The following is a 13,696-nucleotide window of genomic DNA, read 5'->3' on the forward strand; positions in this document are numbered from 1 at the left end:
GCATCTGCTCCGGGGCCCTCGGTGTGTCTCGGGTCCGTCCGAGATCAGCGCAGGTGCTGCGCGACGATCGGTCCGATGATCGCGAGTGCCTGCGGATCGGTCATCGCGGAGTGTGCGACCGGCACCGCGTGATCGTGGATGGCACCGCGGACGTGTCGACGCCAGGCCGAGGCGGTCCGCCGTACGTCGTTCCGATTCACCTCGTCCTCGGTCGCCGTGAAGAACAGCACGTCGCAGTCCACGACGCCCGGTGAGTACCCGTGCGCCAGCGAGGTCCCGTTCACGTAGCCCGCGTACAGCCGCTCGAGGGTGCCGACGGTCATCGCCGCCATCGGACCACCCTCGGACCGCAGCGCGGCCGCCGCCTCCGCGACCGTCGGTTCCACGCCTGCCGGCAACTCGTGGCCGGTGAACTCCTCGATGAGATCCCTCACCGACGGTGTCGACTCGAGGTACTCGTCGGCGAGCACGTAGCTGTCGAGCATGGTCAGCGTCGCGACGCTCTCCCCCACCCGCTGCAGCTCGACGGTCATCGCGTGGGCGATGAGGCCTCCGAGCGACCAGCCCAGCAGGTGGTACGGACCGTGCGGCTGGATCGACCGGATCTCGCGAACGTAGTACCGGGCCAGCTCCTCGACCGTGTCGAACTCCTCGGTGCGTCCCGAGACGACGGGTGACTGCAGGCCGTACACCGGCTGATTCGAGTCGAGGTGGGCGAGCAGACCGCTGTAACTCCAGGACAGTCCGAACGCCGGATGAATGCAGAACACCGGTGACGCGGAACCCTGCGGGCGCAGCGGCAGCAGCATGTCCAGTGACGCCGTGGCCGTCGCCGCGACCTCGTCCGCCGACAGATGCGCGGTGTCGTCGATGCGCGCGGCGAGAGCTGCCGGCGTGGAGTCGGTGAACAACCATTGCATCGGAACCGTCGTGCCGAGGGTCTCTTCGAGTCGAGCGACCACGCGCGTCCCCACCAGCGACGTGCCGCCGAGTTCGAAGAAGCTGTCGTCGAGTCCGACTCCGGCCACCCCCAGGATCTCCTCGTAGACAGCGCAGACGGCGCGCTCGGTCGCGGTGCCCGGATCGCGATGCTCGCCGGTGACGGCGAACTCCGGAGCGGGCAGCGCTCGCCGATCGAGTTTGCCGACGGAGGTCAGCGGCAGCTCGTCCAGCAGCATGATCGACTGCGGCACCATGTAGCCGGGCAGTCGCTCCTGCAGATGGCGACGCAACGACGCCGTGTCGACCGACGACTCCCGGTGCGGCAGGACATAGGACACCAGCACGGTGTCCCCCGAGGGCAGGACGTGGCCCATCGTGGTCGCGAAGTCCACGCCGTCGTGCACGTCGAACGCGGCGTCGATCTCACCCAGCTCGATGCGGAACCCGCGGATCTTGACCTGATGATCGGTCCGGCCCACGTAGGACAGGGTCGGGTCGCCGTCGGCGGACTCGCGCCAGCGCACCAGGTCACCGGTGCGGTAGAGGCGCTCACCCGGCTTGCCGTGCGGATCGGCGACGAACCGCGACGACGTCAACGCCGTGCGCCCGAGGTAGCCGCGAGCGAGTTCCGGTCCGGCAAGGTACAGCTCGCCGACGACGCCGAACGGCACCGGTTGCAGCTGGCGGTCGAGCACCTGCGCCGCGACACCGCGGATCGGTCCACCGATCGTGACCGGACCCTTGGGCACCATCGGCGCACTCATCGTCGTGACGATGGTCGTCTCCGTCGGCCCGTACACGTTGTACAGCGAGCGTCCCGGAGCCCAGCGCTCCACCAGTTCCGGTGGGCACGCCTCGCCGCCGACGAGAATGTGTCGCAACGACGTCGCGCTCGCCGGGTCCGCGGTCGACAACGCCGCGGTCGTGATGAAGGCGTGCGTGATGCGTTCCGATCCCAACAGGTCGCCCAGTTCGCGGCCGCCGTAGACCCCGGGCGGTGACACGACGAGTGTCGCGCCGGATCCGTACGCGAACAGCTGATCCATGACGGCGGCGTCGAAACTCGGTGTCGCGAAGTGCAGCACGCGCGCCGTCTCGTCGACCTCGAATCGATCGCGCAGCTCGCCGGCGAAGTTCGACAGGCCGGCGTGGGTGACGACGACGCCCTTCGGTGTCCCGGTCGACCCCGAGGTGTAGATGACGTACGCGGGGTGCACGAGAGCGATGGGTACGAGAAGCTCTGCGGGTGTGAGGGGTTCGTCGGACGTACGAGCCAGCTCGGCCAGGGTGTCCGCGTCGTCGAGCACGAGCCACCGTGTCGACGAGACTCCGTCCACGGCCGCCAGGTGCTCTGCGGTCGTCAGTCCCCACGTGGTCGCCGAGTCCGTCAGCATGTGACGGACGCGGTCGGCCGGGTAGTGCGGGTCGACCGGGACGAAGGCGCCGCCGGCCTTCGCGACGGCCAGGACAGCGACGAGGGAGTCGAAGGATCGCGTGAAGCCCAGGGCCACCAGTGATTCCGGTCCGACACCGCGCCGGACGAGAGCTCGGGCCAGCGTGGTCGAACGTCGGTCGAGCTCGCCGTAGGTGATGTGGGCGCCGAGGTACTCCGCCGCGATGCGGCCGGGAACCCGGCGTGCGGTCTGCTCGAACACCTCGGACAGGGTCAGCGACGGATCGGGATCGGTCTCGCCGCCGTGCACGGGCACCAGTTGGGCTCGCTCCTGCGAGGTCAACATCTCGACGCTGCCGACGCTGCGGTCGGGTTCGGTGGCCAGGACGCCCAACACGCCCACCAGACGATCGAGCATGGTGCTCACGGTGGCGGCGTCGAACAGATCGGTCGCGTAGTCGGCGGTGACGGTCAGCCCCGCCGGGTCCCTGTCGTCGGTGCGCCGGTCGGTGACCGTGAACTGGATGTCGAACTTGGCGACGGCGACGTCCACCTCGGCCGCGTCGACGGTCACCTCGCCCATGCGTGCAGTCGTCGGAACGTCGTCCTGCAACGACAACATGATCTGGAACAACGGGTGATGGCTCGTGCTGCGCTGTGGGTGCAGCACGTCCACCAGACGTTCGAACGGAACGTCGGGGTGCGCGAACGCGTCCAGATCGACCGCGCGCACGTGCTGCAACGCCTCGGTCAGCGACGCGGTCGGCGAGACCCGCGTGCGCAGTACCAGTGTGTTGACGAACATTCCGACCAGCGCGTCCAGTGCCTGGTCGCCGCGGCCGGCGACCGCGGTACCGACGGACGTGTCGAAGCGGCCGGCGAGACGGCCGAGCACGACGGCGAGGGCGGTGTGGACGGCCATGAACAGCGTCGCGTTCTCCCGCCGCGCGAGGTCGACGAGCCGCCGGTGCGTGTCGACACCCACCGTGGTGGTGACCACCCCGCCCCGGTGAGACGGCACGCTCGGCCGCGGACGGTCGGTGGGGATGTCGATACGGTCGGGAGCTCCGGTCAACGCCGCCGTCCAGAACGCCAGTTGCGTCGAGACGAGGCTCGACGGGTCGTCCTCGGAGCCGAGCCGGTCACGCTGCCACAGCGTGTAGTCCGCGTACTGCACCGTCAGTGGCTCCGTCGCGGGTGCCGTGCCGGTGGACCGCGCGGTGTAGGCGGTGAGCAGGTCGGCGGCGAGCGGCGCCAGCGACCAGCCGTCCGCGGCGATGTGGTGCAGCGTGACGACGAGGACGTGCTCGACCCCGGCCGTCACCTCGAGCAGGTCCACCCGCAGCGGTGCCTGCGTGGTCACGTCGAACCCTCGAGCCGCGCTCGTGACGATCGCGGCCGTCACCGCGGAGGGCTCGGTCACGACGGGCTCCAGCGCCACCGGCACCTCGTCCGCAGGCAGGATCACCTGGTGCGGGCCCTCGGGCGAGTCCGGGTACACGGTCCGGAGCACCTCGTGGCGGTCGACGAGGTCGCGCAGCGCGGCCTCCAGGGCGGCGATGTCGAGCGGTCCCGTCAGGCGCACCGCGAAGGGCACGTTGTACGCCCCCGACGCCCGGTCGAACCTGTTGAGGAACCACAGGCGTTGCTGCGCCGAGGACAGCGGGATCCGGTCGGGTCGAGGCCGTGCCTCGAGAGCGGGGCCGGCGGACTCGGCCAGCCCGTCGACGTGCGCGGCGAGGGCTGCGACCGTCGGGTGCTCGAAGAGTGCCCGAACCGGAACCCGAACGCCGCGAGTGGAACCCAGGCGGGACGCGACCTGTGTGGCCAACAGAGAGTTGCCACCGAGTGCGAAGAAGCTGTCGTCGCGTCCGACCTCGACGTCGAGGTCCAGCACTGCCGCCACGATCTCGGCGACGGCCCGCTCGGTCTCGGAGGCCGGCGCGTCGTGAGTGCGGTCGACGGCCACGACGACCGGGGCGGGAAGCGCCCGCACGTCCAGCTTGCCGACGGGAGTGAGAGGGATGCGCTCGAGAACCGTCATCGATGCCGGCACCATGTGGCCGGGCAGGACGGAGCGGACGCCGCCCGTGACCGCGTCGACATCGATGTCGTGTCCGGTGGCGGCGACGACGTAGGACGCCAGCGAGGCGCGACCGGAGGCATCGGTGTGCACCAGAGTGTGCGCGAAGCCGACGGACGGGTCCCTCGTCAGTGCGGCGTCGATCTCACCGAGCTCGATGCGGAATCCGCGGATCTTGACCTGGGTGTCCGAGCGTCCGACGTAGTCGAGCCGGCCGTCCGCAGTCCACCGCACGACATCGCCGGTGCGGTACATCCGCTCCCCCGCGGTGCCGTACGGATCGGCCACGAACCGGCCCGCCGTCAGTCCCGCGCGGTCGAGGTAGCCGCGAGCGACGCCGACACCCGACAGGTACAGCTCACCCGTGACGCCGACCGGCACCGGATGCAGACGCGCGTCGAGCACCACGGCGCGGACTCCGGCGATGGGCGTACCGATGGTGACCGGTTCGTCGGCACGCAGTTCCGCGATGGCGGCGACGATGGTCGCCTCCGTCGGACCGTACCCGTTGTACAGCGAACGTCCGACCGACCAGCGCCGCACCAGGTCCGCGGAGCACGTGTCGCCGCCCACCACCACGGTGGTGAGACTCGGCAGTGATCCGGCGGCGACGTCGACGGTCGCGAGCGCGGCCGGGGTGACGAAGGCGTGCGAAACCGACTCGCGGTCGATCAGCTCGGCCAGTTCCGCGCCGCCGTAGACGTCGCTCGGGGCGACGACGACGGTGGAGCCGGCGCCCATCGCCATCAGGATCTCGAGCACCGACGCGTCGAAGCTCGGCGAGGCGAAGTGCAGGGTCCGCGATGTTCCGGTGATGCCGAACGTCGTGCGCTGCACCTCTGCGAACGAGGAGAGTCCCGAGTGCGTCACGGCGACGCCCTTGGGCAGTCCCGTCGATCCGGAGGTGTAGATGACGTAGGCCGGATGGTCGACACGCAGCGTGGACGTCCGGTCACGGTCCGTGACGGGTTCCGTCGACCGGGTCGCGATGTCGGCGACGGTGGCCGGGTCGTCGAGCACGATCCAGTCGACGTCCCGTCCTGCCGCCGGGCGGTCGGCCACGGTGCAGACACCGAGGTCGGCCCCGCTGTCGGTGAGCATGTGGTCGATGCGGTCCGCCGGGTAGCGCGGATCGACGGGGACCCAGGCCGCGCCTGTCATCGCCACGGCGAGCATCGCCGCGACGGACTCCGCCGACCGGGTGAGCGCCAGGGCGACGACGCGCTCGGGTCCGGCTCCGCGTTCGAGCAGGACCCGGGCGAGACGGGTGGCGTCGGCATCGAGCTCGGCGTACGTGCGCGACCGCCGAGCCGTGACGTCGACGCCGTGGGACGGATCATGCACCAGCGCAGTGGTGTTCGCGTTCTCCCGCGCGACGGCGGCCCACAGGTCGGGCAGCAGTACCGGTGCGCCGGGACGCTCGCCGGCCCGTGTCGTCAGCTCGCGGGACTCCTGATGGGACAGGAGTTCGATGTCGCCCACGGTCACCGACGGGTCTCGGGCCACCGTGGTGAGCACGGCGCTGACACGGTCCGCGAAGGCGGCGATGGTGCTCTCGTCGTAGAGATCGCGCGTGTAGGTGACGCGGAACCGCCACGACCGCTCGCCGTCGGCGTCGGTGCTCTCCGTGACGGCGAGCTCGACGTCGAACTTGCTGCGCTGCAGGTCGATCTCCGACGCGGTGACGGTGAGACCGTCGAGTTCGCCGCTGGTGACACCGTCGGACTGGAAGGCCAGCACGACCTGCACGAGCGGGTGCCGACCGGCCGTCCGCGACGGCGACAGAGCGTCGACCAGACGCTCGAACGGCAGGTCCGCGTGGGCGAACGCGTCGAGATCGGTGCTGCGGACCCGGCCGAGAACGTCGGCGAAGGTGTCGGACGGCGCCACGTCGGAGCGCAGGACCAGTGTGCCGACGAACATGCCGACCAGCTCGTCCAGTGCGCGATCGCGTCGGCCGGCGATCGGGGTGCCGATCACCACGTCCCGGGTGTCGGCGAGCCGAGCGAGCGTGACCGCGAGTGCGGCGTGCATCGCCATGAACGTGGTGCCGCCCCGGCGCTCGGCGACGGCCGACAGGGCGGTCATCACGGCTGGATCGACGGCGAACTCGTGGACGCCGGCCCGGTGGGACGGCGCCGCCGGGCGGACGCGATCGCCGGGCAGGGTGCACTCGTCCGGAAGGTCGGCCAGAGTGTCGGTCCAGAAGGAGAGGTCGCGGTGTGCCCGGCTCTCCGGGTCGGCCTCGTCTCCGAGCACGGCTCGCTGCCACAGGGTGAAGTCGCTGTACTGCACCGGAAGTGGGGTCCACTGCGGGGCAGCTCCGCGGGTGCGGGCAGCGTAGGCGACCATGACGTCGCGGGTCAGCGGTCCGAGGGACCACCCGTCCGCGGCGATGTGGTGTACGACGAGACCGAGCACGTGCTCCGTCTCGGAGATCGACAGAAGAGTGGTGCGCAGCGGGGTCTCGACCGTGAGATCGAACCCGCGACGGGCGAACCGGGTCAGCGCGTCCGCGACGTCGCCGCGGTCCACGACGGTCGTCGTGAGCGGTGCGGGTGCTGCCGGTGCGACGACCTGGTGCGGTCCGTGATCGCTCTCGGGGAACATGGTCCGCAGGCTCTCGTGCCGTTCCACCACGTCGGCCAACGCCAGTGCCATCGCGGGGGCGTCGAGGACGCCGTCCAGGTGCACCGAGAACGAGATGTTGTAGGCGTCGGAGGTCGGGTCGAAGCGGTTGAGGAACCACAGCCGTTGCTGCGGCGACGACAGCGGAATCCGGTCCGGACGGCTCGCCGCCGGGATCGCGACGAGCGGGATCCGCGACGCCGCACCGCTGTCGGCGTCGAGGTGAGCCGCGAGCGCCTCGACGGTCGGGGCCTCGAAGAGAGTGCGCACCTCCACCTCACGGCTCAGCGCGGCGCCGATCGCACTCGTGACACGGGTCGCCATCAACGAGTTGCCACCGGCGTCGAAGAAGCTGTCGTCCAGACCGACCCGGGGCACCGTCAGGACGTCCGCGAACACGCGGGCGACGGTCCACTCGGTCTCGGTGCGGGGCTCGCGGTACGCCGTCTCCGCCGTCTCCGGTGTGGGCATCGGCAGCGCGCGGCGATCGAGCTTGCCCGACGGGGTGAGGGGCACCTCGTCGAGCACGACCACCGCGGACGGCACCATGTACCCGGGCAGGGTGCGGCGGGCGTGCTCGAGCACCGGCTCGGTTCCGGCGGCGCCAGGCGCGAGCGTGAGGTGCGAGACCAGGCGGGCGTCGGCCCGGCCCGCGTTCTGCACGCTCGTGACGGAGAACGTGACCGACGGATGACGCTGGAGCACCGCGTCGATCTCGGCGAGTTCGATGCGGTGACCCCGCACCTTGACCTGGTCGTCGGCTCGGCCGCGGAACACCAGTTCGGTTCCCGCGGTGGTGGTCACGGCGGCGACGACGTCGCCGGTGCGGTACATACGGTCACCCGGGGTGCCGAACGGATCGGCGACGAAGCGGGTGGAGGTCAGCGGCAGGCGCCCGAGGTACCCGCGGGCCAGCGCCGGCCCGGACAGGTAGAGCTCGCCGGGAACTCCGGGGACCACCGGGCGCAGACGACGATCGAGCACCCGCACGTCGACACCGCGGCGCGGGGCGCCGATGGTGACGGGCGAGCCGGGTGCCATCGGCGGTGTCAGGGTCGCGACGACGGTGGCCTCGGACGGCCCGTACAGGTTGAGCATGCGGCGGCCGGGCGCCCACCGTTCGACCAGGGCGGGACTGCAGACGTCGCCGCCGACCCCGACGAAGGTCAGAGCGTCGAGGTCCGCAGGGTCCACCGTCTCGAGAGCAGCAGGGGTGACGAAGGCGTGGGTCACCCGCTGATCACGCAGCAGTGCGGTGAGGCGGTCGCCGCCGTAGACGTCGGTACCGGCGACCACGACGGTCGCGCCCGCGGCGAATCCCATGAGCAGTTCCAGGATCGAGGCGTCGAAACTCGGCGAGGCGAAATGCAGTGTGCGCGATCGCGGTCCGACTCGGTAGGTCGCCACCTGCTCGCGGGCGAAGTCGGCGAGGCCGCGGTGCGGCACCACGACCGCCTTGGGGGTGCCCGTGGATCCGGACGTGAAGATGAGGTAGGCCGGGTTCTCCGGGCGCACCCGTACGGGCAGTGCCGCCGAGGACTCGTCGGATCGGTGATCGACGGTGACCCACCGGACCGCAACGGGCAGTGCGGCTCCCGCGGCAGCGATACCGAGGGACGCGGCGACGTCGGTGACCATGCGCTCGATGCGCTCCGCCGGGTAGCGCGGATCCACCGGGAGGAAGGCGGCGCCGGTCTTCGTCACGGCCCAGGTCGCGACGATCGAGTCGATCGAGCGCTCGAGGCACACGGGCACGATCGATTCCGGGCCGACCCCCTCGGCGATCAACGCGTGCGCCAGCAGGTCCGACGCGTCGTCGAGTTCGCCGTACGTGACGGAGCCGTCCGCCGTGACGACGGCGGTGGCGGACGGATCGCGCCGCGCGGCCGAGACGAGGATGTCGGCGAGCGACGAGGTGGGCCCGGCTGCCGCGCCCACGAGGACGGCAGGAGCGTCGGTGGACGTGGACAGGTCGATGTCGCCGATCGCTCGGGTGGGATCCGCCGCGACCGATCGCATGACGGACACCAGTCGCTGCGCCATCGTCGCGGCTGTCGCGTCGTCGAACAGATCGCGGGCGTAGCCCAGGCGCGCATCGACCCCGTCGGGCCGACCGTCGACCGTGGTGCGCTCCGAGAGCTGCAGTGTGAGGTCGAACTTGGCTGTGCCGGAGTCGATTTCGGCGACCTCGACATCCAGTCCGGCCATCTCGACGCGGACCGGCGCGAGGTTCTCGAAGGAGAGAACGACCTGGAACAGCGGGTGGCGCGACGTCGAGCGTTCCGGTGCCACCGCGTCGACGACACGCTCGAACGGGACGTCCGCGCGGGCGAACGCCTCGAGGTCGTGATCGCGTACCTCGCGGAGGAGGTCGGTGAACGGGACGTGCGGCGCGGGCGTCGACCGCAGCACCAGTGTGTTGACGAACATGCCGACGAGTCCGTCGAGCGCGCGGTGGCCGCGACCGGCGATGGGCGACCCGATCGCGACGTCGTCCGAGTCCGCGAGCCGTCCCAGCAGCGCGGACAGTGCCGCGTGCAACACCATGAACAGGCTGGCCGAGGTGTCCGATGCGAGCACGAGGAGCTGCTGGTGCAGATGGGCGTCGATGTGGAAGTCGTGGGCGCCGCCGCGGTGCGACGGTGCAGCGGGACGGGGGCGATCCGTCGGCAGCTCGAGCGTGTCGGGCAGGCCGTCCAACCGCGCGGTCCAGTAGTCGATCTGACTGCGCAGGATCGAGGTCGGATCGTTCTCGTCTCCGAGTGCGGCGTGCTGCCAGAGCGTGAAGTCCGCGTACTGCACGTCGAGCGGTGCCCACAGCGGCGCACTCCCCTGCGTCCGCGCAGCGTAGGCGGTCATGACATCGGTCGCGAGGGGGCCGAAGGAGAACCCGTCCGACGCGATGTGGTGCAGCACCACGGCCAGCGTGTGCGACGTCGGCGAGGTGCGGAACAGGCGGACACGGACCGGGTGCTCCCGCGTGACGTCGAATCCGTGAGACGCGAACTCCCGCACGGTGTCGGCCAGCGCCGAGTCGTCGGTGTCGATCGGCGCGAGGTCGTGGTGCGCGGGGTCCTGCACCACCTGGTGCGGACCGTCGGCGGAGTCGGGATACACGGTGCGCAGCGTCTCGTGGCGCTCCAGGACGTCGGCGAGCGCGACACTCAGAGCGTCCGCGTCGAGGTCGCCGTGCAACGTGATGGCGAACGGCATGTTGTACGCCGGGGACGCCGAGTCGAACCGGTTCAGGAACCACAGTCGCTGTTGGGCGAGCGAGAGGGGAATGCGATCCGGGCGAGGTCCTGCGACCAGCGGCGGCCCGGTGGTGACCACGGGCGCATGGGCGACGCGATCCGCCAGACGTGCCACGGTCGGCGCCTCGAAGAGGTCCTTGATGCCCACGTCGGCACCGAGCTCGGCGCTGATGCGCGAGACCACGCGCGTGGCCAGCAGCGAGTTGCCGCCGATCTCGAAGAAGCTGTCGTGGACACCGGGAACGGGGACGTCCAGCACGTCGGCGATGGTCTCGGCGATGCGTCGCTCGACCTCTGTGCGCGGCGGGACCGAGGGTACGTCGGCCCGGCGGCGCACCGGTTCCGGCAGTGCCTTGCGGTCGACCTTGCCGTTGGCGCTCAACGGAAGTGCGTCGAGAACGATCACCAGCGACGGCACCATGTAGGACGGGAGGCGGTCGGCGACGGTCGCGGCGACAGCGCGGACCTCGACGCTCGCCGCGTCGGTGCCGGGCTCGGGTGCGACGTACGCGACGAGCGTGGTCTCGCCGCGCTCGTCGACGTGGGCCACGGCCACCGCGTGGTGCACGGCGGGATGCGCGACCAGAGCCGCCTCGACGTCGCCGAGCTCGATCCGCAGTCCGCGGATCTTGACCTGGCAGTCGGTGCGGCCCAGGTATTCGACGGCGCCGTCGGCCCGCCAACGCGCCAGGTCGCCGGTGCGGTACATGCGGGTGCCGTCCGCCGACAGCGGGTCGGCGACGAACCGGTCGGCGCTCAGATCGGGCCGACCGACGTAGCCACGGGCGAGCTGGTCGCCCGCGAGGTAGAGCTCGCCCGCCGTTCCCACCGGAACCGGCTCGAGCCGGGCGTCGAGGATCTGCAACGCGGTGTTCCACACCGGCCGTCCGATCGGCACCGTGACGGCGTCGGCGTCGGTCACCTCCCAGTAGGTGACGTCGACGGCGGCCTCGGTCGGCCCGTAGAGGTTGTGCAGCGCGGACCCGGTGAGCGAGCGGAATGCCGATGCCGTCTCCGCGGGCAGTGCCTCACCGCTGCAGAACACCTGACGCAGGTCACCGAGCCGGGCGTCGGACGCGCGCAGTTCAGCGACGAAGGCGCCGAGCATCGAGGGCACGAAATGTGCCGTGGTGACGCCTGATCCGGCGATGATCGAGGCGAGGTAGCGCGGATCGCGATGCCCGTCGGGCTCCGCGATCACCAGGCGGGCGCCGACCTGGAGCGGCCAGAAGAACTCCCACACCGAGACGTCGAACGTCGCCGGAGTCTTCTGCAACACGGCGTCGTCGGCGCCGAGGTAGTACTCGTTCTGCATCCACAGCAGTCGGTTGACGATCGCCTGGTGCGACACCCCGACACCCTTGGGGCGGCCCGTGGAACCCGACGTGAAGATCACGTACGCCAGCGAATCGGGTCGCAGAGTCGCCGTGCGCTCACTGTCGCCGACCGGCGTGTCGGCGAGGCCGGCGAGATCGAGCATGTCGACGTCGACGCGTGCAGCGGTGTCGGGCAGGACGACACCCTGCGTGGACACCGTCAGCACGCACGCGGGCCGGGCGGTGTCGAGGACGTGGCCGAGACGCTCGGCGGGATGATCGGGGTCGAGCGGTACGTAGGCGCCGCCGGCCTTCTCGATCGCGTACATCGCGACGACGAGGTCGAGCGAGCGCTGCATTGCCAGGCCCACGAGCACGTCGGGTCCGACGCCGCGGGCGATCAACGCCCGCGCCAGGCGGGACGAGCGACGATCGAGTTCCGCGTACGTCAGTGCGGTGCCGGCGAACTCCAGGGCCGTCGCGTCCGGGGTGCGCCGCACCTGTGCGTCGAACAGCGCGGGCAGCGTGGTCCGCGGAACGCTCACGGCTGTGTCGTTGAACTCGGTGACCACACGGTCGTACTCGTCGGGCAGCACGACGTCGAGACCGGAGACGCGAGTTCGTGCCCCACGTCCCAGGAAGTTCTCGAAGAAGGCGAGGAACCGCCGATGATGGGCGGCGAGGGTGTCCTCGTCGTACAGCGACGGGTTGCCCTCGAAGTCGATGTTCAGCGAGTTGCCGCCGCTGTTGTAGACGTTGAAGGTGAAGTCCTCGATGGGACCGCTGGAGAGCAGGTGCAGCCGGCCCACCAGATCGCCCAGACCGACGGTCCAGTCGAACAGCATGATGTTCACCATGGGTCCGAAGAACCCGCGGTGCATGGTCGAGCTGCCGTGGTCGCGGCGGATGTCCTCGTGGCGGTATTTCTGGTGGCGCAGCGCACCGGTGATCTCGAGGGTCACCGACGACACCAGGTCGCCGATGTTCATGTCGGGCGAGATGTGCACGCGGATCGGTACGACGTTGGACACCATGCCGCCCGAGCGGCGCAGCGCCGCGGTGGTGCGGACGGACACCGGCAGACTCATGACGACGTCGGCGCGCCCGGTGACCCGGTGCAGGTAGGCGGCGAAGGACGCGGCCACGACGGCAGCGGCACTGGCGTCGAATCGCTCCTCCGCGGAGGTGAGCATGTCGCCGACGGTCTCGTCGGTGACACCGTTGAGTCGCAGGCGACTCGGCGCGGCCGGGGCGGTGCGATCGGCGAGGGAGAAGGTGTCCGGCAGACCCTGGAGCGTGTCCTGCCAGAAGGCGCGGTCGGTCTCGAACCTGGTGGAGGTGCGATACGCGCGTTCTGCCGCGTAGAGCGTGGCCAGGTCGCCGGCCTTGCTGTCCGGGGTGGGAACACCGGCCTGCTCGTTGGTGTACAGCTCGGCGACGCGCTTCATGGCGGTGACGGCGCCGTATCCGTCACCGGCGATGTGGTGCATGCGGGTGTACCAGAAGTAGCGGTGGTCCTCGACGCGGAAGACGACGTTGACGGTCAGCGGATCGCGGTCCAGATCGACCGGGGAGCGCATCTCCTTCTGCATCCAGGCCAGGGCCGCGGCGATCGGGTCCGCCTCGGACCGGACGTCGAGCCGAGTGGTGCGCACGGTGGCTGCCGGGTCGACGACCTGATACGGCTGACCGTCGATCTCCACGAGCCTGATCTCGCCGGATTGGAGTTCCGCGGCCGCGCGGGCACCCACGCGCTCGAGCAGGTCGATGTCGAGGTCACCCTGCACGTCGACGTACTGCGCGACGGTGAGGGGAACCTCGGGAGCGAGCTTCTGGGCGAACCACAGGCTGGCCTGCGCCGGGGAGAGCGGGAAGGGATCGGACGCTGTCCGGTTCACGGTAGGTGTCGTGTCGGCCGGTTCGGTGGTTCTCGGTGCGCTGTCCGACGTCGTCATCGTTCGCTCCTCCTCGTCGGTCCCGTGGCCGAGGAGCGGTTCTGCTCCCCGGGCTGTGCGAGACGACGCACACTTCCACCGAACGGACGCAGAGAGCATCGACGCCGCGGCCGATTCGGCCGCAC

1 protein-coding gene is annotated in these 13,696 nt (G+C 70.6%); it reads right to left on the minus strand.

Going from position 1 to position 13,696, the window contains the following annotated elements:
• Nucleotides 1-44: 44 nt before the first annotated feature.
• Complete coding sequence (locus HQ314_RS00540; RefSeq protein ID WP_222648920.1) at nt 45-13,571, minus strand: amino acid adenylation domain-containing protein; 13,527 nt, start codon at nt 13,569-13,571, stop codon at nt 45-47.
• Nucleotides 13,572-13,696: the final 125 nt, after the last annotated feature.

Origin of the sequence: Rhodococcus sp. BP-332 (assembly GCF_019836065.1) — a bacterium.
GTDB lineage: Bacteria > Actinomycetota > Actinomycetes > Mycobacteriales > Mycobacteriaceae > Rhodococcoides.